At 68.4% G+C, this 26,954-nt stretch carries 26 protein-coding genes; 10 read left to right on the forward strand and 16 right to left on the reverse strand.

Features of this window, described 5'->3' with window-relative positions:
- Positions 1–32 precede the first annotated feature (32 nt).
- From AU194_RS09840 to AU194_RS09850, 3 genes are all read left to right on the forward strand, one after another.
- Positions 33–560 carry a PadR family transcriptional regulator gene (locus AU194_RS09840; RefSeq protein ID WP_059089014.1) on the forward strand — a complete coding sequence of 176 codons (528 nt, stop codon included), beginning with the start codon at positions 33–35 and terminating at the stop codon, positions 558–560.
- An 84-nt stretch (positions 561–644) separates the two neighbouring features.
- Positions 645–1,325, forward strand: a complete 681-nt coding sequence (locus AU194_RS09845; RefSeq protein ID WP_059089015.1) for a PadR family transcriptional regulator — start codon at positions 645–647, stop codon at positions 1,323–1,325.
- Positions 1,326–1,394: 69 nt separating this feature from the next.
- Positions 1,395–2,273, forward strand: coding sequence for an oxidoreductase (locus AU194_RS09850; protein WP_059089016.1), 879 nt, complete (start codon positions 1,395–1,397; stop codon positions 2,271–2,273).
- A gap of 4 nt (positions 2,274–2,277) precedes the next feature.
- On the opposite strand, the gene glpK is transcribed toward AU194_RS09850, so the two are convergent.
- Positions 2,278–3,744 carry a glycerol kinase GlpK gene (gene glpK, locus AU194_RS09855; RefSeq protein WP_059089089.1) on the reverse strand — a complete coding sequence of 489 codons (1,467 nt, stop codon included), beginning with the start codon at positions 3,742–3,744 and terminating at the stop codon, positions 2,278–2,280.
- Positions 3,745–3,844: 100 nt separating this feature from the next.
- On the opposite strand from glpK, the gene AU194_RS09860 reads away from it, so the two are divergent.
- On the forward strand, positions 3,845–4,609 hold the full coding sequence (locus tag AU194_RS09860; protein ID WP_059089017.1) for a class I SAM-dependent methyltransferase: 765 nt from the start codon (positions 3,845–3,847) through the stop codon (positions 4,607–4,609).
- Between the two features lie 58 nt (positions 4,610–4,667).
- Entirely contained in the window at positions 4,668–5,984 is a 1,317-nt protein-coding gene (locus AU194_RS09865) for an MFS transporter (protein WP_059089018.1), read from the forward strand.
- A gap of 3 nt (positions 5,985–5,987) precedes the next feature.
- Here AU194_RS09865 and AU194_RS09870 read toward each other — a convergent pair whose 3' ends face one another.
- Both AU194_RS09870 and AU194_RS09875 read right to left on the reverse strand, forming a co-directional pair.
- The gene (locus AU194_RS09870) at positions 5,988–7,646 is read right to left on the reverse strand and encodes a catalase (RefSeq protein ID WP_059089019.1); all 1,659 of its coding nucleotides are present in this window, start codon (positions 7,644–7,646) and stop codon (positions 5,988–5,990) included.
- Between the two features lie 50 nt (positions 7,647–7,696).
- Positions 7,697–8,500, reverse strand: coding sequence for an MBL fold metallo-hydrolase (locus AU194_RS09875; RefSeq protein ID WP_059089020.1), 804 nt, complete (start codon positions 8,498–8,500; stop codon positions 7,697–7,699).
- A gap of 60 nt (positions 8,501–8,560) precedes the next feature.
- Between AU194_RS09875 and AU194_RS09880 the strand changes: the two genes are divergently transcribed.
- Both AU194_RS09880 and AU194_RS09885 read left to right on the forward strand, forming a co-directional pair.
- A complete protein-coding gene (locus AU194_RS09880) occupies positions 8,561–10,039 on the forward strand; it encodes a hypothetical protein (protein ID WP_059089021.1) in 1,479 nt (492 codons plus the stop codon).
- A gap of 9 nt (positions 10,040–10,048) precedes the next feature.
- Positions 10,049–10,723, forward strand: coding sequence for a class I SAM-dependent methyltransferase (locus tag AU194_RS09885; protein WP_059089022.1), 675 nt, complete (start codon positions 10,049–10,051; stop codon positions 10,721–10,723).
- A gap of 22 nt (positions 10,724–10,745) precedes the next feature.
- Here the strand turns inward: AU194_RS09885 and egtE are convergent, their stop codons facing one another.
- The 13 genes from egtE to AU194_RS09950 form a co-directional block, all read right to left on the reverse strand.
- Positions 10,746–11,870 carry an ergothioneine biosynthesis PLP-dependent enzyme EgtE gene (egtE, locus tag AU194_RS09890; RefSeq protein ID WP_059089023.1) on the reverse strand — a complete coding sequence of 375 codons (1,125 nt, stop codon included), beginning with the start codon at positions 11,868–11,870 and terminating at the stop codon, positions 10,746–10,748.
- A complete protein-coding gene (gene egtD, locus AU194_RS09895; protein ID WP_059089024.1) occupies positions 11,867–12,832 on the reverse strand; it encodes an L-histidine N(alpha)-methyltransferase in 966 nt (321 codons plus the stop codon). The genes egtE and egtD overlap by 4 nt, the downstream gene beginning before the upstream one ends.
- Positions 12,829–13,521, reverse strand: coding sequence for an ergothioneine biosynthesis protein EgtC (gene egtC, locus AU194_RS09900; protein WP_059089025.1), 693 nt, complete (start codon positions 13,519–13,521; stop codon positions 12,829–12,831). The genes egtD and egtC overlap by 4 nt, the downstream gene beginning before the upstream one ends.
- The gene (gene egtB, locus AU194_RS09905; RefSeq protein WP_059089026.1) at positions 13,521–14,813 is read right to left on the reverse strand and encodes an ergothioneine biosynthesis protein EgtB; all 1,293 of its coding nucleotides are present in this window, start codon (positions 14,811–14,813) and stop codon (positions 13,521–13,523) included. Before egtB ends, egtC begins: the two co-directional genes overlap by 1 nt.
- Entirely contained in the window at positions 14,810–16,084 is a 1,275-nt protein-coding gene (egtA, locus tag AU194_RS09910) for an ergothioneine biosynthesis glutamate--cysteine ligase EgtA (RefSeq protein ID WP_059089090.1), read from the reverse strand. Before egtA ends, egtB begins: the two co-directional genes overlap by 4 nt.
- A gap of 134 nt (positions 16,085–16,218) precedes the next feature.
- Positions 16,219–16,857, reverse strand: coding sequence for a sensor domain-containing protein (locus tag AU194_RS09915; RefSeq protein ID WP_059089027.1), 639 nt, complete (start codon positions 16,855–16,857; stop codon positions 16,219–16,221).
- Positions 16,858–16,862: 5 nt separating this feature from the next.
- A complete protein-coding gene (locus AU194_RS09920) occupies positions 16,863–17,291 on the reverse strand; it encodes an organic hydroperoxide resistance protein (protein WP_059089028.1) in 429 nt (142 codons plus the stop codon).
- A gap of 45 nt (positions 17,292–17,336) precedes the next feature.
- Complete coding sequence (locus AU194_RS09925) at positions 17,337–18,881, reverse strand: catalase (protein WP_059089029.1); 1,545 nt, start codon at positions 18,879–18,881, stop codon at positions 17,337–17,339.
- Entirely contained in the window at positions 18,878–19,348 is a 471-nt protein-coding gene (locus AU194_RS09930) for a Fur family transcriptional regulator (protein WP_059089030.1), read from the reverse strand. Before AU194_RS09930 ends, AU194_RS09925 begins: the two co-directional genes overlap by 4 nt.
- Before the next feature lie 58 nt (positions 19,349–19,406).
- Positions 19,407–19,793 carry a hypothetical protein gene (locus AU194_RS09935; RefSeq protein WP_059089031.1) on the reverse strand — a complete coding sequence of 129 codons (387 nt, stop codon included), beginning with the start codon at positions 19,791–19,793 and terminating at the stop codon, positions 19,407–19,409.
- Positions 19,794–19,950: 157 nt separating this feature from the next.
- Positions 19,951–21,081: a DUF4185 domain-containing protein gene (locus AU194_RS09940; RefSeq protein ID WP_059089091.1), complete on the reverse strand. Its 1,131-nt coding sequence runs from the start codon at positions 21,079–21,081 to the stop codon at positions 19,951–19,953.
- A 22-nt stretch (positions 21,082–21,103) separates the two neighbouring features.
- Entirely contained in the window at positions 21,104–22,138 is a 1,035-nt protein-coding gene (locus tag AU194_RS09945; RefSeq protein ID WP_059089032.1) for an aspartate-semialdehyde dehydrogenase, read from the reverse strand.
- A gap of 2 nt (positions 22,139–22,140) precedes the next feature.
- On the reverse strand, positions 22,141–23,406 hold the full coding sequence (locus tag AU194_RS09950) for an aspartate kinase (RefSeq protein ID WP_059089033.1): 1,266 nt from the start codon (positions 23,404–23,406) through the stop codon (positions 22,141–22,143).
- Between the two features lie 84 nt (positions 23,407–23,490).
- On the opposite strand from AU194_RS09950, the gene AU194_RS09955 reads away from it, so the two are divergent.
- The 3 genes from AU194_RS09955 to glnT all read left to right on the forward strand — a co-directional run bounded on the left by AU194_RS09955 (position 23,491) and on the right by glnT (position 26,943).
- Positions 23,491–24,090, forward strand: coding sequence for a nitroreductase family protein (locus AU194_RS09955; protein ID WP_059089034.1), 600 nt, complete (start codon positions 23,491–23,493; stop codon positions 24,088–24,090).
- A 178-nt stretch (positions 24,091–24,268) separates the two neighbouring features.
- Complete coding sequence (locus AU194_RS09960) at positions 24,269–25,522, forward strand: ammonium transporter (RefSeq protein WP_059089035.1); 1,254 nt, start codon at positions 24,269–24,271, stop codon at positions 25,520–25,522.
- A gap of 110 nt (positions 25,523–25,632) precedes the next feature.
- The gene (gene glnT, locus AU194_RS09965; protein ID WP_059089036.1) at positions 25,633–26,943 is read left to right on the forward strand and encodes a type III glutamate--ammonia ligase; all 1,311 of its coding nucleotides are present in this window, start codon (positions 25,633–25,635) and stop codon (positions 26,941–26,943) included.
- The last annotated feature ends 11 nt before the right edge of the window (positions 26,944–26,954 follow it).

The following is a 26,954-nucleotide window of genomic DNA, read 5'->3' on the forward strand; positions in this document are numbered from 1 at the left end:
TCCACCCATGGAATGTCGGACCGTACGCTTTCGTGGTGAGCCTCCGATTCGCCACCCTCGGCCTTCTCGCCCAGCATCCCGGCAGCGGGTACGACCTGCTCAAGCGCTTCGAGAAGTCGATGGCCAACGTATGGCCGGCCACCCAGAGCCAGCTCTACGGCGAACTGAACCGGCTGGCCGACGCCGGGCTGATCGAGGTCACCGACGTCGGTCCCCGTGGCCGCAAGGAGTACCGGGTGACCCCCGAGGGCCGCGCCGAACTCAGGCGTTGGATCACCGACTCCACTGACGACCCGCCGTTACGCAGGCCCGATCTGTTGCGGGTGTTCCTACTCGGTGAACTCTCTCCGGCGGCAGCCCGCAAGTACGCAACGGGGTTCGCCGAGCATGCCCGGACAGAACTCGCACGGCTCGAGGCGCTGCGCGATTCACTGCGCTGGGACGACGATGCTGCCGCCTTCTACGGCCGCGCCGCACTGGAATACGGGCTCCGACTCGCCGCGATGGAGGCGGAGTGGGCCGACGGACTGACTGCCGCAATCGACTCACAGCGCGATTGACCGTTGCATCGCGATAGCTTCCGATATATCGTCAACGTATCGGAAGCGCAGTCCGTGCTTCCCGCACACCAAAGGACTTCCCTCATGAGCAACCCCTTCCCCCCACCCGGTCCCTTCGGATTCGGTTTCGGCCCGCACGATCGCCGGCAGGCCCGTCGCGCCTTCCGCGACCACGTCCGAGCCCACGTCGGCGAGCACGGCGTCGAGGTCGGTCCCGGCTTCGGCCGCCACCCCGGCCGCGGCCCCGGTTTCGAGTTCGGCTTCGATCCACGCGGCGGATTCGGCTTCGGCCCCGGCCCGCGCGGACCCCGCGGCGGTGGCCGTGGACGCGGCCGCCGCGGCGACGTACGTGTCGCGATCCTCGCCCTGCTCGCCGTACGGCCCATGCACGGCTACGAGATGATCCAGCAGATCGCCGAACGCAGCAACGGCCTCTGGAAACCCAGCCCCGGCTCGGTCTACCCGACCCTGCAGCTGCTCGTCGACGAGGGCCTGATCGTCGGCACCGAGACCGAAGGCAGCAAGAAGCTCTTCGAGCTCACTGACGACGGCCGGGCGGCCGCGGACAAGGTCGAGACCCCACCGTGGGAACAGATCACCGACGACGCCGGCCCCGACCACGCCAACCTGCGCACCGCGGTCGGCCAGCTGATGGGCGCCGTCGCGCAGTCGGCGTACGCGGCGAACGACGAGCAGCGCGCACGCATCCTCGACATCGTCAACAACGCCCGCCGCGAGATCTACGGCGTCCTCGGCGAGGAATAGCCGCGATTTCGGTGTCGTTGGTTGCGCTGGACGCCACGAACGACACCGAAATCGACAGAAGAAGAGAGTATGCAGACCTTCCCGCTCGGATCCCACACCGTCCATCGCATCGGTTTCGGTGCGATGCAACTGCCCGGACCCGGGGTGTTCGGCCCGCCCCGCGACCACGATCAGGCACTCGCGGTGCTGCGCCGGGCGGTCGAACTCGGCGTCGACCACATCGACACCGCGGAGATCTACGGGCCCACGGTGGCCAATCAGCTGATTCGGGAGGCGCTGCACCCCTATCCCGAGAACCTCGCGCTGGTCTCGAAAGTCGGTGGCAGGCGCGGTGAACGGGGCGAGTGGCTGCCCGCCCAGGAGCCCGACGGCCTCCGCAGGCAGATCGAGCAGAACCTCGAAACCCTCGGCACCGACCGGTTGGCCGCGGTCAATCTGCGGCTGTTCGCCCGCGACGGCGGCGACGCACCGACCCACATCGAGGACCGCGAGCTGTTCGACCGTCAGCTCACCGTGATGACCAAGGCCCGCGACGAGGGTTTGATCGACGGGATCGGGCTGTCGAATGTCTCGCTCGAGCATCTGCGAGTCGCGTTGCAGCACACCGAGATCGTGTGCGTGCAGAACGCCTACAACCTGCTGGACCGCACCGCAGAGCCCCTGCTCGACGCGACCACCGAACACGGCATCGCGTTCGTGCCGTTCTTCCCGCTCGGTTCGGGCTTCTCGGCTGACAACCCGGTGCTCGGCCATCCCGTCGTCACCCGGGAGGCGCACCGGCAGGGCCGCACCCCGGCGCAGATCGTGTCGGCGTGGACCCTGACCGTCGCCCCCAACGTGCTGCTGATCCCGGGCACGTCCTCGGTCGCCCACCTCGAGGAGAACCTCGCGGTGCGCGACATCACGCTGCCCGCCGACGTCGTCACCGAATTGAACTCGGCCGCTTAGCGGTTCACTCCACGTCGACCCAGTCGAGGGTGCGTTGGACGGCCTTCTGCCATCCGGCGTACCCCTCGGCGCGCTGGTCGTCGTTCCATGCCGGGCTCCAGCGCTTGTCCTCCTGCCAGTTGCTGCGCAGATCGTCGGCGCCGTCCCAGAACCCGACCGCCAACCCGGCCGCGTAACCCGCTCCGAGCGCAGTGGTTTCGGCGACCACGGGACGCACGACGTCGACACCGAGCACGTCGGCCTGGATCTGCATGCACAGGTCGTTGGCGGTGATGCCGCCGTCGACCTTGAGCACCTCGAGGTGCACACCGGAGTCGGCCTCCATCGCGTCGACGACATCGCGGCTCTGGTAGCAGATCGCCTCCAGCGTCGCGCGGGCGACGTGGGCGTTGGTGTTGTACCGGGACAGCCCGACGATCGCGCCGCGGGCATCCGAACGCCAGTACGGCGCAAAGAGACCGGAGAACGCGGGCACGAAGTACACCCCGCCGTTGTCGTCGACCTGCCGCGCCAGCGCCTCACTCTGGGAGGCGCCGCTGATGATGCCGAGCTGATCGCGCAGCCACTGCACGGCCGACCCGGTCACCGCGATCGAACCCTCCAGGGCGTACACGGGTTTCGCATCACCGAACTGGTAGCAGACCGTGGTGAGCAGCCCGTTGTCCGAGCGGACGATCTTCTCGCCGGTGTTGAGCAGCAGGAAATTGCCTGTGCCGTAAGTGTTCTTGGCCTCGCCCGCCGACAGGCACACCTGTCCGACCATCGCGGCCTGCTGGTCCCCGAGGATGCCCGTGATCGGCACTTCGCCGCCGAGTGGGCCGTCCTCGCGGGTGACGCCGTGGCAGTCCGGACACGACGACGGTTTGATCTCGGGCAGCATCTGACGGGGAATCCCGAAGAACGACAACAACTCGTCGTCCCAGTCGAGGGTCTCCAGATCCATCAGCATCGTGCGGCTGGCGTTGGTGACGTCGGTGACGTGTACTCCACCGCGCGGCCCGCCGGTCAGATTCCACAGCACCCAGCTGTCAGCGGTGCCGAAGATCGCGTCACCCTTCTCGGCGGCCTCGCGCACCCCGTCGACGTTGTCGAGGATCCACTGCACTTTGCCCGCGGAGAAATACGTCGCGGGCGGCAGGCCGGCCTTGCGCCGGATCACGTCACCGCGGCCGTCGCGATCCAGGGCGGTGGCGATGCGGTCGGTGCGGGTGTCCTGCCACACGATGGCGTTGTAATACGGGCGCCCGGTGCGGCGGTTCCACACCAGCGCGGTCTCCCGCTGATTGGTGATGCCCAGCGCGCACAGATCGCTCGCCGACAGATTGGTCCGGTTGAGCGCCGACTGGATCACCGATGCGGTGCGCTCCCAGATCTCGACGGGGTTGTGCTCGACCCACCCGGCGCGCGGCATGATCTGCTCGTGTTCGAGCTGATGGCGGCCGACCTCGGCGCCGTCGTGGTCGAAGATCATGCACCGGGTGCTGGTGGTGCCCTGATCGATGGCGGCGACGAACTGGCGGGACTCGGCCACACTTCTCCTTCGTGTCCTTCACGCGTGTCAGTCGTCCATCATGGACCACATGGCAACGCAGATCGCCGACATCGACCGGATGCCCCGCGGCGGACCGCGCGCCTCGTGTCTGGACCGGCTGCTGGAGACGGACCGGCTCGAATACCTCGACCGCGATGACGTCGACGATCGGGTGAAGCGCAGCGTGGTGCGCGCCCTCGAGCGCACCGGCGAGCTGTTCGGCAACCACGACAAGTACGCCGAGATCGCGCTCGCCGAGATCGCCGACGTGCCCGACCCGAAGGTCCTCGAACTCGGCGCAGGCCACGGCGGGCTGTCGCGCCGGCTCCTCGATCAGCACCCCACCGTGGAAGTGACCGTCACCGACCTCGACCCGACGTCGGTGGCCGCGATGGCGGCCACGGACCTGGGCAGCCATCCGCGGGCCCGTGTGCAGGTGATGGACGCGACCGCGATCGACGCCCCGGACCGGGCCTTCGCGCTCGCGGTGTTCGCGCTGTCGTTTCACCACCTGTCCCCCGCGCAGGCCGCCGGCGCGATCGCCGAAGGCGTCCGCGTCGCCGACAAATTGCTCATCATCGACCTGCCCCGGCCGCCCGCGCCGCTGCATCTGGTCCGCCTGCTGACGATGCTGCCGCTCGCGCCGTTCGTCCCGTTCGTGCACGACGGGGTGATCAGCTCGCTACGCTGCTACAGCCCGTCGGCGCTGCGCGCACTCGCCCGCCACGCCGACCCGGCGATCGAGGTGGAGCTGCGGGGCGGTCTGGTCAGCGAGCAGATCCTGATCGCACGGAAACCCGACTAATAATCACGGCGCGCACAACTCTTGCGCGGACGCGCGAAGCCCGGGCTAATGGTCCAGCGTGACTATCGCCGACCTGCCCATCGCCGACGACACAGGCACCGACGACCGTCGGGTACGCACCGCCCTGCTGTCGAGCCTGGTCGGCACCACGATCGAGTGGTACGACTTCTTCCTCTACGCGACCGCCGCGAGCCTGGTGTTCAACCAGGCGTTCTTCCCCGACCAGAGCTCGTTCGTCGGGACCATGCTGTCGTTCGCGACCTTCGCGGTCGGCTTCGTGGTGCGCCCGATCGGCGGATTCGTCTTCGGGCACATCGGCGACCGGATCGGCCGCAAGCGCACGCTGGCGCTGACCATGTTCCTGATGGGCGGTGCGACCGCGCTGATGGGTGTGCTGCCGACGGCCGCGCAGATCGGCGTGCTCGCCCCGGTCCTGCTGCTGTTGCTGCGGGTGGCGCAGGGCTTCGCGCTGGGCGGTGAATGGGCCGGCGCGGTGCTGCTGGCCGTCGAGCACAGCTCACCCAAGCGGCGCGGCTTCTCCGGCAGCGTCCCGCAGATCGGGCTCGCGCTGGGCCTGGCGCTGGGCACCGGTGTGTTCGCGCTGCTGCAGGTGGTGCTGCCCGACGACGCGTTCCTGTCCTACGGATGGCGCATCGCGTTCCTGGTCAGCGTGATCCTGGTGATCTTCGGCGTGGTGGTGCGGCTGAAGGCGGAGGAGACGCCGGCCTTCGAGAAGGTCCGCGACGACGACAACCGTGCCGCGGTGCCGGTCAAGGAGATCTTCAAACCGCCGGTGCTAAAGACGACGGTGCTGGGCATGCTGTCACGCTGGGGCGAGGGTGCGGCGTTCAACACCTGGGGCGTGTTTGCGATCTCGTATGCCACGGCGACGCTGCACTTCGAGAAGGTGCCGGTGCTGATCGTGGTGACGGCCTCAGCGTTGCTGATGGCGGTGTTGCTGCCCGTCTCGGGCATGCTGGTCGACCGGTACGGCGCCAAGGTGGTCTACGGCTCCGGTATCGCCGCCTACGCGGTCGCGGTGTTCCCGGTCTTCGCGCTGTTCAACACCGGCAGCATGGTGGCCTACACGATCGGCATGATCATCGTGTTCGGCGTCATCCACGCCTGGTTCTACGGCGCCCAGGGCACGCTGTACGCGTCGCTGTTCCCGACGCCGATCCGCTACACCGGGCTGTCGACGGTGTACCAACTCTCGGGTGTGTATTCGTCGGGGCTCACCCCGCTGATCCTCACCGCGCTGATCGCCGCAGCGGGCAACACACCGTGGCTGGCGTGCGCATACCTGGTGGCCACCGCGCTGATCAGCATCGTCGCCACCGCGCTGCTGCGACCCCGGCCCATCGCCGAGCTCTGAGCGCTACCCGGCGACGACCACGCGCTCGTTCGGCACGCAGTGCGTCATCTTCAGGCCGTCGACGTCGCGGGGTCCGTTCTTACCCAGCTTCGCGCGACGCTGCTCCTCCTCGTCGGAGAGGGTCTGTGACTTCAGCGGTTCCAGCTCCCGCACGTCATCCGGTGAGATTCCGAGGCCCTCGCCGACCCGCAGGCCCAGTTCGTCGTCGCACATCAGGAAGTGCCACACCATCCGCTCCTGCACCTCGCGGGTCGCCTCGGAGATGTTCGTGACGAAGTTCTCGACCAGGTCGTCCTTCTCCCACTGCTCCATCAGCTGGTATCGCTGTCCGGCCTGCTCGTAGTCGTTGGTGCGCGGTATCCGTTTGCGGGTGATGCGCCCGCTGAACTCCGGCCCGTACTCGTCGACGGTCGGGGCGGCGGCCTCCCGCAGGCCACCGGTGATCGACGGCTCGTAGTTGACGTGCGGGTTGGCGCCGTTGTTGTCGACGCCGTACTGCATCTGGCCGCCCTGCTGGTTCGTCGAGACCTTAGCGTTCTTCGGCTGGTTGACCGGCAACTGCAGATAGTTCGGCCCCACCCGGTAGCGCTGGGTGTCCGAGTAGGAGAAGGTGCGGCCGATCAGCATCTTGTCCTCGGAGAAGTCCAGCCCGTCGACCAGCACACCGGTGCCCAGAGCCAGTTGCTCGTTGTCGTTGAAGAAGTTGTCGACGTTGCGGTTCAACACCATTCGTCCGACCAGCTTGGGCGGAAACTCGTTCTCCGGCCACACCTTGGTGTCGTCGAGCGGATCCCAGTTGAGTTCGGGATGTTCGTCATCGCTCATGATCTGCACGAGCAGTTCCCATTCGGGGTAATCGCCGCGTTCGATGGCCTCGTAGAGATCCTTGGTGGCGCTGCCGAGTTCGGTGGCCTGGATCGCGGCGGCGTCCTCCTCGGTCAAGCTCTTCACGCCGACCTTCGGCATCCAGTGGTACTTCACGAGGTGGGTCTGGCCGTCGGCGTTCACCCAGCGGTAGGTGTTGACGCCGAAGCCCTGCATGGTGCGGTAGTTGGCCGGGATGCCGCGCGGCGAGAACAGGTTGACGAGCATGTGCATCGCCTCGGGAGTCTGCGACATGAAGTCGAAGATGCGCGCGGGCTCCTGATGAAACGTGACCGGGTCCGGTTTGAGCGAGTGGATGACGTCGGGGAACTTGATGGCGTCGCGGATGAAGAAGACGGCCAGGTTGTTGCCGACCAGATCCCAGTTGCCGTCCTCGGTGTAGAACTTCACCGCGAACCCGCGCGGGTCGCGGGCGACCTCGGACGAATCGCGCCCGCCGATCACCGTCGACAACCGGATCGCCAGATCCGTCCGCTTGCCCGCGGTGTTGAACAGCTTGGCGCGGGTGTACCGCTCGATCGGCTCGTCACCCCATTTACCGGTGGCTTCGAAGTAGCCGAACGCCACCGCGCCGCGGGCGTGCACCACCCGCTCCGGGATGCGTTCCCGGTCGAAATGGCTCATCTTCTCCAGGAAGTGGTAGTTCTCCATCGTCGCCGGGCCACGCGCCCCGACGCTGCGCTGGTTCTGGTTGTCGAAGATCGGATGGCCCTGCCGGTCGGTCAGCACATCGCGATCGTCACCGGGGTCGGGCGGCTGGGAGGACACATCGGTCATATCGGACTCCTTTGTCGGCGATGCGGGCGCCGTACCCACCGCCGAAGCCCTCAAACGGTGACCGAGGCGCCGCGGTCGAGTTCGATGACGCGCTCGGCCAGTCCGCGCTTGCGCATCTCGGTGACGAAGTCCGACAGCGGGGAGGCGAAGACCCCGTAGTCGTTGAAGTGCACGGGGATGATCTTCGGCAGGTTCAGCAGTTCTGCCACCCCCGCGCCCTGGCGGCCGTCCATGGTGACGGTCAACCCGATTGGTAGATGCCTGCCGAACGGCAACCGGGTGCCGCCGAGGTGCAGCACACCCGCGTCGATGTCGGGGAACCGGCGCGGGATCTCGTCGAGCTCCTCGATCAGCAGCGTGTCACCGGAGATGTAGAGCCGACGGACCGAACCGTCGGCGCCGGACACCTCGACCATGGACCCCATCACCGGCGGCAGGAACCGGTTGATCGGGGTGGGGGCGTGCCTGCCGGGCAGCGCGGTGACCGTGACGGTGGTGCCGCCCTTACTGATCGTGTGCTGCTGCCAGGTCTCCAGGGCGACGGAGTGGGAGAACCCGCGGTGCTTGAGCCGTTTGGCGGCGTGCGGGGTGGTCAGCACCGGCAGCGAACGGTCGAGGTTGTCCTGCGCCACCCGGTCCCAGTGGTCGCCGTGCATGTGCGAGAGCAGCACCGCGTCAAGCGGGGGTAGCTGGTCGATGCCGAGCGCCGGATCGTGCAGCCGCTTCGAGAGCAACCCGTAGCCCAGGTAGGCGTGCTGACCGGCGTGCAGGAAGTTCGGATCCGTCAGCAGGGTGATCCCATCGGCGGTGATCAGAGTCGTGGCGTTGCCGATGAACGTGACGGTGATGTCCATGACGCTCAGCTACCCGCGTTACCGCCGGATATGCATGCACTCGTCACTAGCATCAGCGGAGTGGGCGAAGAAGTGAAGCAGGCGGACTTCAGCCGGGAACACCGACGCGAGTACCGCCGCAAGGTGCAGCTGTGCCTCGACGTGTTCGAGACGATGTTGGCGCAGTCGAGTTTCGAGTTCGAGCGTCCACTCACCGGCATGGAGATCGAGTGCAACCTCGTCGACGCCGACTACCAGCCGGCGATGAACAACTCCGAGGTCCTCGCCTCGATCGCCGATCCGGCGTATCAGACCGAATTGGGCGCCTACAACATCGAATTCAACGTGCCGCCGCGGCCGCTGCCCGGCCGGGCAGCGCTGGAGCTGGAATCCGAGGTGCGCGCGAGCCTCAACGCGGCCGAGGGCAAGGCCGACTCCGACGGCGCTCACATCGTGATGATCGGCATCCTGCCGACGCTGATGCCCGAACACCTCGCCAGCGACTGGATGAGCGCGTCCACGCGATATCAGGCGCTCAACGATTCGATCTTCACCGCGCGCGGTGAGGACATCCTGATCGACATCGCCGGCCCCGAACGGCTGAGCATGCAGGCGGCGACGATCGCCCCCGAGTCGGCGTGTACGAGCATGCAGCTGCACCTGCAGGTCTCCCCCGCCGAGTTCGCGCGCAACTGGAACGCCGCGCAGGTCATCGCCGGACCGCAGCTGGCGCTGGGCGCGAACTCGCCGTACTTCTTCGGCCACCAACTGTGGGCCGAGACCCGGATCGAACTGTTCACCCAGGCCACCGACACCCGGCCCGACGAACTCAAGACCCAGGGGGTGCGCCCGCGGGTGTGGTTCGGCGAACGGTGGATCACCTCGATCTTCGACCTGTTCGAGGAGAACGTCCGCTACTTCCCGTCGCTGTTGCCGGAGGTCTCCGACGAGGATCCCGTCGCCGAACTCGCCGCGGGCCGCACCCCGAAACTGTCGGAGCTGAGGCTGCACAACGGCACCATCTACCGCTGGAACCGGCCGGTCTACGACGTGGTGAAGGGTAAACCGCACCTACGGGTGGAGAACCGGGTGCTGCCCGCGGGCCCGACGGTGATCGACATGCTGGCCAATTCGGCGTTCTACTACGGCGTGCTGCGCACGATGTCCGAGGAGGACCGGCCGCTGTGGACGAAGCTGAGCTTCGCCGCGGCCGAGCACAACTTCCGCGACGCCGCCCAGCACGGAATGGACGCGCGGCTGTACTGGCCGGGGCTCGGCGAGGTCACACCCGACGAGTTGGTGTTGCGCCAGCTACTGCCGATGGCCCACGAGGGACTGCGCCGGTGGGGGGTCGCCGTCGAGGTGCGCGACCGCTATCTCGGGGTGATCGAGGGCCGCGCCAAGACCGGCCGCAACGGCGCGACCTGGCAGGTCGATACCGTGCACGCGCTACAGGAACGCGGGATGGCGCGGCCCGCCGCGCTGGCCGAGATGCTGCGGTTGTACTGCCAGCGCATGCACAGCAACGAGCCCGTGCACTCGTGGGACGGTCCCGCGTAGTTTGGCTGTATGACGTCTGACGTGATGGATTGGGACAGCGCATACCGAGGTGACGGCGTCTTCGACGGGCCGCCCCCGTGGTGCATCGGTGAGCCCCAGCCTGAACTGGCGGCGTTGCATCGCGCCGGCCGGTTCCGCAGCGACGTGCTCGACGCCGGGTGCGGACACGCCGAGTTGGCGCTGGCGCTCGCCGACGACGGCCTGACCGTGGTCGGCCTCGACATCAGCCCCAGCGCGATCGCCGAGGCCAACAAGGCCGCACAATTGCGGGGGCTGGCGAACGCGAGTTTCGCCCAGGCCGACATCACCTCGTTCACCGGTTACGACGGCCGGTTCAGCACCGTGGTCGACAGCACGCTGTTTCACTCCCTGCCGATCGAGGGCCGTGACGGCTACCTGCGCTCGATCCACCGGGCCGCCGCGCCGGGTGCGCACCTGTTCATCCTCGCCTTCGCCGAGGGCGCCTTCCCGGCCGAGCTCGAGACAAGACCGAACGAGGTCTCCGAAGCCGAACTGCGCGAAGCGGTTTCGCGGCACTGGACCGTCGACGACATCCGGCCCGCGTTCATCCACGCCAACCCGGTGGCCGTTCCGGACGCACCCGTCGAGATGCCCCACGACCTCGATGAGAAGGGCCGGCTGAAGTTCCCGGCGTTCCTGCTCACCGCGCACAAGGACGGTTAGGGACTCTTCGTCGCCGCTCGGCTCACACGTCGATGTCGGCGAGCGCCGCGGCGACGTCCGCCAGTTCGTCGTCGGTGACGTCGACGTGCGGCGACAGCCGCAGCACCGGCACCGTCAGCTCACCCGGTGCGCGCCGCGCGTCGCACGCGGTGGTGACGATCCGGCGTTCGGCGATCAGCCAGGCCCGCACCCGGTGCGGATCGACGCCGTCCGGCGGGACCAGGGTGGTGATCGCAGTCGGTTCGTCGACGGGTTCGACGACCCGCCAGCCCGCGACGCCGGCCATCGCCGTCCTGGTGGTGCGGCCCACCTCGGCCAGCCGGGCCCGCATCTCGCCGCCACCGAACGTGGCGTACTCGCCGACGGTCACCGAAAACCCCACGTGTGAGGCGACATTCGCCTCCCCGTGGGCGAGTTGCTGCAGTACGGTCATCGGCGCGTCCGGGGTGGACGGTGGGTATCGCGGTCGCAGCGTCGCGGCGAAATCGGGTCGCAGCGCGAGGATCCCGACACCGCGCGGGCCGGCCAGCCATTTGCGCGACGACGAGTAGATCGCGGCCGGTGCGACCGCACAGTCGAGGTGGCCGAGCGCCTGGGCGGCATCGACCGCCAGCGGCAGGTCCAGGTCGCGGCAGATCTCGGCGAGCGCGTGCAACGGTTGGGCGATGCCCCGGTGGCTGGCCAGCGGCGTCAGGTGCACCAGCGCGGGCCGGTCCCGGCGCAGCACCTCGGCGACCGCGTCGACGCGCAGCCGTCCGGCTTCGTCGGTGGGCAGGGTCGAGACCCGAAAACCGTTGGCCGCGAACAAGGCGAGGTTCGGCCCGTACTCCCCCGGCACACATGCCACGGATCGGTCCCCGTCCCAGCTGCGCAGCACCAGGTCCAGCGCGTGGTTCGACCCGGTGGTGAACACGACGTCGGTGGGCGCCAACCCGACCAGCGCCGCGACGGCGGCGCGTCCGGCGTCGAGCACCGGGGCGGCCGCCTCCACCGCCACGTAACCACCCATTTCCGCCTCGTGCCGGGCGTATTCGGCGGCGGCGTCGATGGCCGCGAAACCCTGCCGCGAGCACGCCCCGCTGTCGAGGTGGATACCTGCGACCGCCGGTCGGGCGGCACGCCAGCGCTCCGCCAGGGTCGCGGTCACTTCACCGCCAGCGACAGCCCGAAGTCCCCGGCGGCGTCGGTCCACCAATGGGTGCGGCGCAGACCCGCGGCGGCCAGTTCGGCGGCGACGTCGTCGGGCCGGAACTTGCACGACACCTCGGTGAGCATCTCCTCGCCGTCGGCGAACTCGACGGTGAGGTCGAGCTGTCCGATCCGCACCCGCTGCGGACCCGTCGCGCGCAGCCACATCTCGATACGTTGTTCGTCGGCGTTCCAGCGGGCGACGTGCGCGAACTTCTCGACATCGAAGTCGGCGTCGAGCTCGCGGTTAACCACCGCGAGGACGTTGCGGTTGAACCGCGCCGTCACGCCCTGGCTGTCGTCGTAGGCGCGGACCAGACGGTCGGTGTCCTTGACCAGGTCGGTGCCGAGCAGCAGCGCGTCGCCGGGCGCCATGACGTCGGCGAGGGTGGCGAGGAACTCCGCGCGCGGGCCCGTCGTGAGGTTGCCGATCGTCGAGCCCAGGAACGCGATCACCCGGCGGCCGCCCTGCGGGATCTTGCCCAGATGCTCCTCGAAGTCACCGCACACCGCGTCGATGTCGAGGCCGGCGTATTCGGTCTCGAGTGCCGTTGCAGCACTGCGTAATACGCTCTGGTCGACGTCGAACGGGATGAACCGTTGCAGGGTCCCGTGCTCGCGCAGCGCCGACAGCAGCATCCGGGTCTTCTCCGACGTACCGCTGCCCAGCTCGACCAGGGTGTCCGCACCGGTGACGGTCGCGATCTCGGCGGAGCGCTCCCGCAGGATCTCCGCCTCGGCGCGGGTGGGGTAGTACTCGGGCAGCCGGGTGATCTGATCGAACAGGTCGCTCCCGGTCGCATCGTAGAACCACTTGGGCGGCAATGACTTCGGTGTGGCGGTCAACCCCTCGCGCACGTCGCGACGCAGCGCATGGGCGGCCGAGTCCGCCGCGAGGTAGGTGGCGATGGTGAACGTCATACCGGTCCTTTCAGCGGGGTCGACTCGACCGTCGACCCGTCGGTGCGGATCAGGTGCCGGTCCGGGATATCCCGCCAGCCGGGGTCGTCGTCGTAGGGTTCGCTGGCCAGGACCACACCGTCGGCGGTCTGCAGCACCGACAGCGTGTCACCCCATGTGGTGGCGACCAGTTCGGATCCGTTAGCGGCGAGGATGTTCAGTCGGGCGGCGGAGTCACGCGCGGCGACGTCGACGACGGTGTCGCCGAGGTCGCCCATCCCGCGGTCGAAGATCAGCGCGGCGAGCAACGCACTGTCGACGGTCGATTCGGCGTTCTCCGACAGCGGCAGCACGGCGCGGTCGACGAGCCCGTTGTGCGACAGCAGCCACGTCCCGTCGGTGAACGGCGCCGATGCGGTGGGTTCGATCGGCATCCCGATGCTCGCCGAGCGGACCGCCCCGAGCACGCAGGTACTCCGCAGTGCCGGCGCGACCGACGCGAATGAGGCGTCACCCCACAGCGGGGCGGCGCTGCGCCACCGCCGGGGCACCCCGTTGTCGTAGAAGCCCACACCCCACCCGTCGGCGTTCATCAGCCCGTGTTTCTGCCTGCGCGGTGCGTAGGACTGCACCAGTAGCCCGTACGGCGGGTCGAGCAGCAGTTCGCCGACGCTGCGCAAGGCCCCCACCCAGCCGAGGTGGCGGCACATCAGGCGTCTTCCGACCAGGCGAGCCGGACCCCGGAGAAGATCTGCCTGCGGATCGGGTGGTCCCAGTTGCGGAAGCTGGGCCGCAGGATGCCCGGCGCCACCGCCCACGACCCGCCGCGCAGCACCCGATAGTCGCCGTTGCCGGCGCCTTCGAAGAACGGCTGCGAATAGCGGTCGTAGATCATCGGGGTGAACCCGGGCCACGGGCGCAGCGGCGAAGTGGTCCACTCCCACACGTCGCCGAGCATCTGTTCGACCCCGTACGCCGACGCCCCGTCCGGATACGCGCCGACCGATGCCGGTCGCAGCGCGTCACCGCCGAGGTTGGCGACCTGTGTCGTCGGCGCCGCCGAGCCCCACGGGTAGCGGCGGCGCTGTCCGGTCGCCGGATCCCACGCGCAGGCCTTCTCCCATTCGACCTCGGTGGGCAGCCGCGCACCCGCCCACGTCGCGTACGCCTCGGCCTCGTAGAACGTGACGTGCTGGACCGGTTCGTCAGCGCGGATCTCCTCGACGTGGCCGAACCGGGTGCGGGTGCCGTCACCGTTCCAGAACTGCGGTGCGGTGAGCCCGGCGTCCTGGCGGTGCGCCCACCCGGCGTCGGACCACCACTGCCGCCGGTGGTAACCGCCGTCGTCGATGAACTGCTGCCATTCGCCGTTGGTGACCGGCACCCGGCCGATCCGGAACCCGGGTACGTCGACGACGTGCGCGGGCCGCTCGTTGTCCAGGGAGTGCGGTTCGGTGGCGGCGTCGACGCCGAGTACGAACGGGCCACCTGGAACGGCCACCGACGTGCCCGCGACGCCGGCCCGCCCCGCAGGGAGCGGCGTGCCCGCGGACAGCAGCGGTGCTCCGGTGCGCAGGTTGAGCGCAGCCAGCATGGTCTCGTCGTGCTGGTGTTCGTGGCTGATCACCAGGGCGAAGCGGAAGTCGGCCTGGTCGTCGGGCAGCGCGTCGAGCGTGTCGAGCACCTTGCCGCGCACCGTCGCGCAGTACGAGCGGGCGTCCGTCGGCGGCAGCAGCGGGAGGTTCACCCGGCTCGCGCGGGAGTTGACGAATGCGTCGTAGAGCCGTTCGACGCCGGGGGCCAGCATGCCCGGCCGGTCCGGGTTGCCGTCGCGCAGCAGCCACAGCTCCTCCTGCTGGCCGATGTGCGCGAGGTCCCAGACCAGCGGGCTCATCAACGGGCTGTACTGGCGCCACAGTTCGGCGTCGTCGAAGTCGACGAGGCGCAGCGTGCGGTCACGCGCCCGGGTCAGTTCGTCGGCCAGGAGGTCACGTGAGGTCAAGACTCACCTTTCGCGAGTTGGCGTACGGCCGGAGCGATCCCGTACGCGACGGCCCGGTCGGCGAAGTCGTCGGCCGGGGACCTGCCCTCTTCGACCGAACGCGCGAGCAGCTGCATCGATTCCATGATCGGCGCGGGCGCCCGCTCCGCGGCGGCGGCCACGCAGCGCACCGCCGCGGCGTGCAGCCGCCTGTCGCCGAGACCGGCACGCGCCGCACGGTCCCATGCGGTGGCCACGGGTTCGGTGGCCTCGGCGGCGATATCGGCGGCTGTCGGATCGTCGAGCAGGGTGGTCACGGTGTACGCAACAGCAGGCCACAGCGCATCGGAAACCGCGTCGAGATAACGGATCTCGAGCCACCGCCGCGGCCGGACCGGCGGGAACAGGGTGGTGAGGTGGTACTCGAGGTCGGCGCGGGTGGGGCGTCGGCCGCCGAGGATCGCGCGCCCGTCGGCCCAGTCGGCGAACGGCACCCAGTTCGTCACCGCGACCGGTTCGGGACTGTGCACCAGCATCACCGGCGCCCGCAACGCGTAACGGGCCCAGTCGCTGGCCGGGTCGTCACCGCTGGCGCCGAGGATCGGACCGCACCTGGCCTCGTCGAGTTCGCCCCACACCCACTGCCTGCTGCTGCGCCACCCGGAGAACCGGCCGGCCAGCAGCGGGGAGTTGGCGGTGACGGCGATCATCGTCGGACCGAGCGCATGTGCCAACCGGACCCGGTCGGCCCAGCCGTGGCGGGGGCCGGCGTCGAGGTTGACCTGGATCGACGCCGTCGCCGTCATCATGAACGCGCCCGCCGCACCGGTGCCGCTCGCGCTGAAGAACGCCTCCATCGCCGAATACCTGGCTCCGGGGTTGACGCGGCGCGGGCGGCGCAGCGGGTCCGCGCCGAGCAGCACGAGCCCGAGTCCCCGTTGTGCGAACGCGGCACGCAGCACCGAGCGGTCGACGGTCATCGCGGTGATGGCGTCGAGCGGTCCGTCGGCCGGCGGGCCGGACAGTTCCACCGCGCCACCGGGTTCGACGGTGATCCGGCTGCCACCCGGCAGCGCGGGCACGCCGGCGATCGCGTCGGACACCTCGGCCCAGGTCAGCCGCCGGTGGGGGTCGGCCAGGTCGTAGGAGTGCGCCTCGATCTCGAGGCCCACCTTTCCGACGGGGCCGTCGTACAGGCAGTGCGCGGTGATGTACTCGGCGACCTGGGCCGCCGAGGTGAATTCGTCGGGTGCTGCATCGCACCCCGGGTCGCACGTGATGGGAAGGGTCACGTCAACCATCCCTCCGGGTCCGGGCCGCGGGATCGGATGATCACCGCATCCGTCCTCATTGTCCAGAGCGGACCGACAGATTCACCTCATTTACCGGTGACGGCTGGGTGACATCTGCGCGTACCCGCGGGCCGTCATTGCCCCAGGGTGTTCTGCATGGCCCCGGCCAGCACGTTGACAGCCGGTCCACCGTTGCCCGATTGGCATACCTTCGCTTGCAGGAGCACGTTCTCGCGCTTACGGGTGGTGGTGAAACAGCGCCGGTCGGTGCCGGCCTCCTGTTTGACCCAGTCGGCGTCGGCCGGCCCGGCGGGACCACCGGTGAACGTCCACACCTGTGTGGCGAAGTTGTCCAGATGCATCGCGGTGGTCTGCCCCGCACACCCCGTGGTGCGGTCGACGACGCGGCGGTAGGCGCGTTCGGCGGCGTCGGTGGTGGCGTACACACCGACGGCCTGCTTGACCAGGTGGGTGGCGTCGGTGGCCGATTCCTGCGCGACCGCGCCGTTGAACGACGCGAGGTCGGGATCGTTGTAGACGTCGGGCAGACCGACGTCGGCCCAGTTGTTGCACGCGGGATTGTCGACGTAGAACGCCTGCACGGGGTTGGTGAAGAACGACTCCCAGCGCATCGCGGCGCCGACGATGTTGCCCACCGAACCCTTGCCGAGCACGGCGTAATTGACCACGCCGGGATCCGACGGGCGGGCCTGCGCGGGCGCCGCCGCGGCCAGTACCAGACCGGCCGCGGCGACGCCTGCGAGCAAGCGCATGGGCGCTAGACCTTCGCCGACAACTTCACGTCGATGTTGCCGCGGGTGGCCTTCGAGTAGGGGCAAAAGGCGTGGGCCTTCTCCATCAGATCGTCGGCGACGGACTGCTCGAGTCCGGGCAGGTAGCCGATCAAGTGCGCGGTCAAACCGAAGCCGCCCTCGGAGTCGGGACCGAAGCCGACCTGGGCGGTGATGGACGACGCCTCGTCGATCTCGATGTCGTTGTTCTTGGCCTGCAGGCGCAGTGCGCCGAGGAAGCAGGCGGAGTAGCCGGCCGAGAACAGCAGCTCCGGGTTGACGCCTTCACCGCTGCCGCCCATCTCCTTCGGGGGCCGGGTGTCGAAGTCGATCTTGTCGTCGCTGGACTTCACGTGGCCGTTGCGTCCGCCGCCACTGGCCGTCGACTCTGCGGTGTACTTCACTTCGATGCTCATGGTCACCGATCATGCCAGCCTGGCCGCAGAGTTCAACAGCCGCGCTCAGGCCTGCGCGCCGACCTCGATCTTCGGTTCGGCGCTGTCACCGGCCACCGCGCTCTGACCCTCCTGCGGGGGCTGCTGCGCGGTGCCGATCTTGGCCTTCACCCCGGCCTCGACCTTGGCGCCCAGGTCGGCGTCGACGTTGCGCCAGTACTGGTACACCCGCTCGAGCACCTCGGGGGTGACGCCGTTGGAGGCGTGCCCGATGATGTTGTGCGCCAATCGCTCCCGCTCGTCGTCGGTCATGACCTCGCGCACCAGCGTGCCGGCCTGGCCGAAGTCGTCGTCCTCGGCGTGCTGGATGTAGCCGGCGCGCACCGCGGTGCCGTCGAACTCCCACTGCCCGGTGTCACCGGCGCGCTGGGGATCGGCGTGCGGACCGCCGAAGGAGTTCGGCGCGTACACCGGAACCTCGGGGCCATTGAACGTGTGCCGCATGGCGCCCTCCTTGGAGTAGGAGTTCACCTCCGCGGCGCGGGCCCGGTTCGGCGGCAGTTCGGCGTAGTTGGTGCCGATGCGGTACCGCTGCGCGTCGGCATAGGAGAACACCCGGCCCAGCAGCATCTTGTCCGGCGAGAAGCCAATGCCTGCAACGATGTTCGACGGTGCGAACGCGGCCTGCTCGATTTCGACGAAGTAGTTCTGCGGGTTGCGGTTGAGCGTCCACGTGCCGACCTCGATCAGCGGGTAGTCCTTGTGCGACCACACCTTGGTCAGGTCGAACGGGTTGAACCGGTAGGACTCCGCCTCGTCGACGGGCATGATCTGGACCTTCAGCGTCCAGCTCGGGTGGTCGCCACGCTCGATGGCGTCCCACAGGTCGGCACGGTGGAAGTCCGGATCGGTGCCTGCGAGCCGGTCGGCCTCCTCCTGGGTGAGGTAGTCGATGCCCTGGTTGGTCTTGAAGTGGTACTTCACCCAGAACCGTTCCCCCTCGGCGTTGACCCACTGGTAGGTGTGGCTGCCGTAGCCGTTCATGTGGCGGTAGGTCTTCGGCAGACCACGGTCACCCATCAGCCACGTCACCTGGTGGGCGGTCTCCGGACGCAGCGTCCAGAAGTCCCACTGCATGTTGTGGTCGCGAAGTCCGTTGCCGGGCAGACGCTTCTGGCTACGGATGAAGTCGGGGAACTTGATGGCGTCGCGGATGAAGAACACCGGCGTGTTGTTGCCGACGATGTCGTAGTTGCCGTCTTCGGTGTAGAACTTCACCGCGAAACCGCGCGGGTCACGCCAGGTGTCGGGGCTGCCCTGTTCGCCGGCCACCGTCGAGAACCGCACCAGGGACTCGGTCCTGACGCCGGGCTGGAACAGTTTGGCCTTGGTGTAGTTCGCGATCTCGGGGTTGGTGACGACGAGCTCGCCGTAGGCGCCTGCACCCTTGGCGTGCACGATGCGCTCGGGCACGCGCTCGCGGTTGAACTGGGCGAGCTTCTCGATCAGATACCAGTCGTGAAGCAGGACCGGACCCTGTGGGCCCGCGGTCAGCGATTCGTTGTCGCTCTCGACGGGGACACCGGTGTTGCTGGTGGTGGGTTTGGTCATTCGGCGAACTCCTCTTGCTGATGGAATGAAATCTGTTGCCGCGCCCGGCAATCGGAGCAGGTGCCCCAGAAGACGACTTCAGCCTCGTCGACGGTGAAACCGTCGTCGACGCCGACGGGGTGCAGACATGGCGCGGCGCCGACGACACAGTCGACGTCGGTCACCCGGCCGCAACCGCGGCACACCAGGTGGTGGTGGTTGTCGTCGATGCGGGTTTCGTAGCGCGCCGACGAACCCGCGGGTTCGATGCGGCGGACGAGGCCGGCGGTCACGCAGGCGCGCAGGACGTCGTAGATCGCCTGGGTGGACACGGAGCCGAGCGCCTCGCGCACGCGGGCGGCGATGTCGTCGGCGGTCGAGTGGGGCGCCCCATCGAGGGCGGTCAGCACTGCGAGCCGGGGTGCGGTGACGCGAAGCCCCGCCGCCCGTAACCGGGCTGCGGGGTCGACGTCGTGGCTGGGACTCATACCATCGAGTATGCAACTTTTCTGGATTCAGTCAAGATTAGATCTGGAATGATTCCAATCACGGTCGCGGCGGCGCGGGGGTGGCGGGGCTGCCCGTCTGGGTCTGCTGCGGCGGCTGCATACCCGACTGACCAGGCATCATCGGGCGTTCGAACTGGCCGCGGGGTCCCATCATCGGCGGCGGGCCATCGCGGTGGAACATCATCTGGCCGTGGCCCGGACCGTCGCCGCGGTGGTGGTAGCCACCGCCGCCGGAGCTCTTGCCGAGGATGAAACCGGAGAAGAAGACGACGGCGACGATGAAGACGACGCCGGCGACGATGCCGACCCAGGCCGCGACGGTGGTGACGCGGCCGGGGCGGCGGCGCTCGGTGGTGACGGGGGTGACGACGGGCTCGGTCTTGGGGTCGGGGGTGGCTGGGGTTTCGGTCATGTGCCTGATGATGGCGGCGCTGCTGATGTGGCGGTTCGGTATGCGCTATGAATCCGCTATGAGCGTCGTGGGGGACGGACCTGCCGCCGGGCCACTTACGTAACGCTGTGGCGGAAATCGGCCCCGAAAACCGCCATGGCGTTACGGAAACGGATAGGGGCCATCCGCTTCACCGCGGCACCCACGGCAGCAGGTCCCCGGGCTCATACGGGTTCACCGCGAACTGGATCACCCGATAGGGCGCATTGTCGCCCATCGGCGTCGTGTTCCACTGGCTCACGAACACCCGTACCTCGTCCAGCGTCGATCCCGGCGAGATGTAACCGCCGTACGGCTGCGCCAACCGGTTGACCTCCGGCGGCGGCAGGAAGTCCGCCTGATCGGGCCAGTCCCCCGCCACCACGACCGTCGTCACCGGCGCGCTGCCCAGCCCGATCGGACTGTCCGCCACCCGGATCTCCATGTTGCCCGTGCTCGCATTGAAATACGACAGCACCGTCTTGCCGTCGATCTGCCGCACGCTCATCTCGCCGACCCGGTCCGGCCACAGCGGCGTCGGCTGAGCGCCCCACCCGGACTCCGCCGACCATCCCTGCCACGCATCGCGGTCCGTGAACACCTCCGGCGCAACACGATACAACACCACCGGGCCGCTGCGGTCGAAGTTGTTGGCCACCATGTACACCCACCCACTGGGCGAGTCCGCGGTCGGAATCGGGTCGTAGTAACCGCTGATCTGCGACTGCCGCCCCTCGGCGTATTCCGCGGCCCGCGAAGAGCCCGGCACCGTCTGCCAACCCGACTGTCCCGCTTCGGCTTTCACCAACCGCGACGCCTGAGGGCGCAGATCTTTCGTCGTGGTCACCAGCATGTAGTTCTCGCGGTTGATCTGCACCACCCCGGCCGGCAGTTGCGACGACCCCGGCGGCGTCGGCTCCGCCAGCAGCGGTGCGCTCACCCCCGTGACCCCGTCGTAGCGCACGCCGCCCGGATCGAGGATCGACTCGGTCTTCACGTGCAGAGCGATCGGCGAATACCACCCGCCGAAGCCCACGCCCTGCCCGGCGAAGCTGTCCCCGCACACCTGAAGGATGCCGCTCGGGAACTCCATGAACTCACACAGGTCGGTCGCACCGATCCCGTAATCCCGTGTCGGCGTACCGGTTCCGGCTGTCGGGCCGATCCGTACCACCTGGCCCGGCGCCAGCGGCGGCAGCACCGGGCCCGGTACCGGGGCGGGCGGCTGCGCATGCGCCGTAGGCGTGCACAACGCGGCAGCCAGCACCGCGACGGCGGTCAGACGGCCCCCGTACACCCGCCCGTCAGAGCTGGGCGGCCAGCAGTTCGGCGATCTGAATCGTGTTGAGCGCCGCGCCCTTACGCAGGTTGTCCCCCGAGATGAACAGCGCGAGCCCGCGGCCCTCCGGAACGCCCGGGTCCTGCCGAACGCGGCCCACCAGCGATTCGTCCACACCCGCGGCGGCCAGCGGCGTCGGCACGTCCACCAGCTTCACCCCCGGCGCATCTGCCAGCAGCTCCTGCGCGCGCTGCACCGAAAGAGGTTGCGCAAACTCGACATTGATGGACAGCGAATGCCCGGTATACACGGGCACGCGCACGCACGTCCCGCTGACCGCCAGCTCTGGGATGCCGAGGATCTTGCGGCTCTCGTTGCGCAGCTTCTGGTCTTCGTCGGTCTCACCGGAGTCGTCGTCGACCAGCGATCCGGCCAGTGGCACCACGTTGAACGCGATCGGCGCGACGTACTTGTTCGGCGCCGGGAAGTCGACGGCGCCACCGTCGTGCACCAGGTCGCGGCTGCCCGAGACGACGGCGCTGGCCTGACCGAACAGTTCCTCGACGCCGGCCAGCCCGCTGCCCGACACCGCCTGATAGGTCGAGGCGATCATCCGCACCAGACCGGCCTCATCGTGCAGGGGCTTGAGCACCGGCATCGCGGCCATGGTGGTGCAGTTGGGGTTGGCGATGATGCCCTTGGGACGATTCCCCGCATCGCGCTCGAAGTTGACCTCCGATACGACCAGCGGCACCTCGGGATCCTTGCGCCAGGCCGACGAGTTGTCGACGACGACGGCGCCGGCTGCGGCGAATCGCGGCGCCTGCACCCGCGACATCGTCGCGCCCGCGGAGAACAGCGCGATGTCCAACCCAGACGGATCAGCGATCTCGGAATCCTCGACCTCGATCTCCTGCCCACGGAAGCTCAACTTCTTCCCGGCCGAACGCGCAGACGCGAAAAACCGCACGGAAGTCGCCGGGAAGTCGCGCTCCTCGAGCAGCGTGCGCATGACCTGGCCGACCTGGCCGGTCGCGCCGACCACACCGATGTTGACCATTGCTACCGTCCCGTCCCTGCGTAGACAACCGCCTCTTCGTCGCCGCCGAGGCCAAACGCCTCGTGCAACGCGGCGACGGCCTTGTCCAATTCCGTGTCCTTGACCAGGACCGAGATGCGGATCTCCGACGTCGAGATCAGGTCGATGTTCACGCCGACCTCGGCGAGCGCCTCACAGAACGTCGCGGTGACGCCCGGATGGCTGCGCATGCCGGCGCCGATCAGCGACACCTTGCCGATGTGGTCGTCGTAGAGCACCCGGGTGAACCCGATCTCGTCCTGCAGCGAAGTCAGCTTCTCCACCGCGGTCGGGGCGTTGTCCCGCGCACACGTGAACGTGATGTCGGTCTTACCGTCCTCGATCTTGCTGATGTTCTGCAACACCATGTCGATGTTCACGTCGGCCTCGGCGACCGCGCGGAACACCTTGGCGGCGTAGCCGGGCACGTCGGGCAGGCCCACGACGGTGACCTTCGACTCGCTCCGGTCGTGAGCGACTCCGGTCAGAATGGCGTCTTCCATGGCGATGTCCTCGATCGATCCTTTGACGATGGTGCCGGGCTTGTCGGTGTACGACGAGCGCACGTGGATGGGCAGGTCGTAGCGGCGTGCGTACTCCACACAGCGCAGCATGAGCACCTTCGCACCGCACGCGGCCATCTCGAGCATCTCCTCGAAGGAGACGGTGTCGAGCTTGTGGGCGTTGGGCACGATGCGCGGGTCGGCGGTGTAGACCCCGTCGACGTCGGTGTAGATCTCACACACGTCGGCGCCCAGCGCGGCGGCCACCGCGACGGCGGTGGTGTCCGAACCCCCGCGGCCCAGCGTGGTGACGTCCTTGGTGTCCTGACTCACACCCTGGAAGCCGGCGACCAGCACGATCTGGCCCTCGTCGAGCGCCGACCGCAGCCGGGTGGGCGTGACATCGATGATCTTGGCGTTGCCGTGTGTGCCGGTCGTGACGACGCCGGCCTGCGATCCGGTGAACGAGCGGGCCTGGGCGCCGAGCGATTCGATGGCCATCGCGACCAGGGCGTTGGAGATGCGCTCACCGGCGGTGAGCAGCATGTCCAGCTCGCGCGCGGGCGGCGCCGGGCACACCTGTTTGGCGAGGTCGAGCAGATCGTCGGTGGTATCGCCCATCGCCGAGACGACCACGACGACGTCGTTGCCTGCCTTCTTGGTCTCGACGATGCGCTCGGCGACGCGGCGGATGCGCTCGGCGTCCGCCACCGAGGAACCACCATATTTCTGGACGACGAGCGCCACTGAACTAGCCTTTCGCGCGGGAAAAAGTCCCACCAAGGATAAGGGCTCCGCGCACCTGCTTTTTCCCGCCGGTAACTTCGGGGCGTGCCCCACCCGCCCGCCGACCGGCGCGCCGACACCCGTGTCCCCATCCATCCGCACCTCGCCGAGCGGTGGAGCCCGCGCGCGTTCGACCCCGCGGCGGTGCTGGACGACGACGCCCTCACCGCGTTGTTGGAGGCCGCCCGCTGGGCCGCCACGTGGGGTGGCCGCCAGCCGGTGCGCTTTGTCGTCGGGCGCCGCGGTGATGCGACCTTCGAGGCGCTGGCCGGCGTGCTGCGGCGCGGCAACAGCTACGCGAAGGCCGCGAGCGCGCTGATCCTGGTGTGCGCCGACGAGGGTGAGGATGAGCGGACCGCGCGGTACGCCGTCCTCGATGCGGGCGCCGCGATCGCCAACCTCAGCGTCGAGGCGCTGTCCCGGTCGCTGATCACTCATCCGATGGCCGGCTTCGACGTCGACGCGGCGCGGGCGGCGTTCGCCATCCCCGACAAGGTGACACCCCTGGCGGTCGTCGCGGTCGGAGCGCTCGGCGACTACGGGACCGTCGACGACGCGATCGCCGAGCGTGACTCCCGCCCCCGCGAGCGGCTCCCGCTCGAGGAAATTGCCTTCGCAAAGACCTGGGGCTCGTCCGCCCTCTGACTTTCATCGAGACTGCTGGGAGATCACGCATTTCGCCGATTTCACGATCTCCCCGCAGTTTCGGCGCGGGATGACAATTAACGGCGTCGCAACACAAATGGACCTGTCTCTGTAACAGAAACGTCGCCTACTGCCAGTGGTCGGCCGCGTGGGCCGCTTACCGCAGAGAAGGTTTCGCATGGATACAGGAACCACAGCCTTCATGCTGTGTTGCATCATCGGCCTCACGCTGATGATCCCCGGTCTGGCCCTGTTCTACGGCGGCATGGTGTCCGTCAAGAGCTCGACCAACATGATGATGATGACCTTCGGGGCCGTCGCAGCCGTCGGGCTGCTGTGGGTCCTGTTCGGCTTCTCGATGGTGTTCGGCACCTCCTACGGAGGCTTCGTCGGCAGCTTCACCGAGTTCGCCGGGATGAAAGACCTCCTGGAGCCGATGACCACCGTCGACGGTCTGCCGGTCAGCCTGTTCGCGGTGTTCCAGGCGCTGTTCGCGGCGATCACCGTCGCGCTGATCTCGGGCGCGGTCGCCGACCGGATGAAGTTCGGTGCGTGGATGGGCTTCGCGACCCTGTGGGCGGTGCTGGTGTACTTCCCGGTCGCCCACTGGGTGTTCGCGTTCGACGGTGTGGTCACGGAGAACTCGGTCGGCGGTTGGATCGCCAACACCCTCGGGGCGGTCGACTTCGCCGGTGGCACCGCGGTGCACATCAACGCCGGCGCCGCGGCGCTGGCCGTGGCGATCGTGCTCGGCAAGTCGGCGATGTTCGGCCAGCTGCGCAAACCGCACAACGTCCCGCTGACACTGCTCGGCGCGGGTCTGCTCTGGGCCGGTTGGTATGCGTTCAACGGCGGTTCGGCCCTGGCGGCGGGCAACTCCGCGGCCATCGTCATGGTGACGACGTTCGTGGCCACCTGCGCCGCGGTGCTCGCGTGGCTCGCCGTGGAGAAGATCAAGGACGGTCACGTCACCGGTGTGGGCGCGGCCTCCGGCGCCATCACCGGCCTGGTCGCGATCACCCCCGCCTGCGGTGCGGTCACCCCGGTCGGTGCGATCTTCGTCGGCGGTATCGCCGGCGCGGTGTGTGTGTACGCGGTCGGGCTGAAATCCCGCTTCGGATACGACGATTCGCTCGACGTGGTCGGCGTCCACCTCGTCGGCGGCGTGATCGGCACGCTGCTCATCGGCTTCTTCGCCAGCGAGGGCATGCCCAACGGCGTCAACGGCCTCTTCTACGGCGGCGGTGTCGACCAGCTCTGGAAGCAGGCGGTCGCCGCCGGTGCGGTGATGATCTACTCGTTCGCGGTCGCGTACCTGATCGCCTTCGCGCTCAAGAAGACCGTCGGCATCCGCATCTCGCCCGACGAAGAGGAACAGGGCATCGACGCGAAATTCCACCGCGAATCCTCGTACGACATGCAAGCCGTCTGACCCGAACTGCGGCCGACGCGGCGTAGATCACTCCGCGTCGGCCGCATTTTCATGCCCGTCGGGTTTCCTGCAGTGATACAGTGATTCATCTCAAGAGACAGAGGTTAGAAATGTCCCCCGATCTCGCCACCCTTGCCGAGCAATCCGGCACCAAGTTCATCCTCGCGTTGTTCGTCGATCTGCGCGGAAAGCCCTGCGCCAAGCTCGTTCCCGTGGAAGCGGTCGAACAGCTGGCGACCGAGGGGGTCGGTTTCGCCGGCTACGCCGTCGGCGCCATGGGCCAGGAGCCCAAGGATCCCGACCTGATGGCGATCCCGGATCCCGCGTCGTTCACCCCGATCCCGTTCGTCAAAGAGGGTCTGGCGATCGTGCACTGCGACCCTCACGTCGAGGGCAAACCCTGGCCCTACGCGCCGCGGGTGATCCTCAAGACCCTGGTCCAGCAGGCCGCCGACGCCGGCTTCGAACCGTGGGTGGGCGCCGAGGTCGAGTACTTCCTCTTGACCCGCAACCCCGACGGCAGCCTGGCCACCGCCGACGCCGCCGACACCGCGGCCCAGCCCTGCTACGACGCCCGCGGCGTGACCCGCATGTACGACCACCTCACCACGATCTCGTCGGCGATGAACCAGCTCGGCTGGGACAACTACGCCAACGACCACGAGGACGGGAACGGTCAGTTCGAGCAGAACTTCCAGTTCTCCGACGCGTTGACCACCGCCGACCGCGTCATCACGCTGCGTTACCTGCTGTCGATGATCGCCGCCGAGCGCGGCATGGTCGCCACATTCATGCCCAAACCGTTCGGCGACCGTACCGGCAGCGGCCTGCACTTCCACCTGTCGCTGACCACTGGCGGAACCCCGGTGTTCCCGTGCGATTCCGACAGCAAGGGCCTCGGACTGTCCGACACCGCATACGCGTTCATCGGCGGCATCCTCGACCACGCCTGCGCACTGCAGTCGGTGATCGCGCCAACCGTGAACTCCTACAAGCGAACCGGCGCGACGAGCACCGCGTCGGGCGCCTCCTGGGCCCCGCGGCGCGCCACGTTCGGCGGCAACGACCGCACCCACTACATCCGCGTCCCCGACTCCCAGCGCATCGAGTTGCGCGGCGGGGACGGATCGGCCAACCCCTACCTCGCGGTCGCGGCGGCGCTGGGCGCCGGACTCGACGGCATCAAGCGGTCGGCCGACCCAGGCGCGGTGGGCGCGGTCGCCGAGAATCGTTCGACGTTGCCGCCGACGCTGCTGCACGCGGTCGAGGAACTCGAGGCGGATCCGGTCGTCGCCGGAGTCCTCGACGCTGCCGGTGACGGAGTGGCCCGGTATTTCGCCGACCTCAAACGGCACGAATTCTTCGACTACCACGGGACGGTCAGCCCGTGGGAGGTCGAGCAGTACCTGACCGCGTTCTGATTTCGACGAAA

The organism is Mycobacterium sp. GA-2829 (assembly GCF_001499965.1).
Lineage (GTDB): Bacteria > Actinomycetota > Actinomycetes > Mycobacteriales > Mycobacteriaceae > Mycobacterium.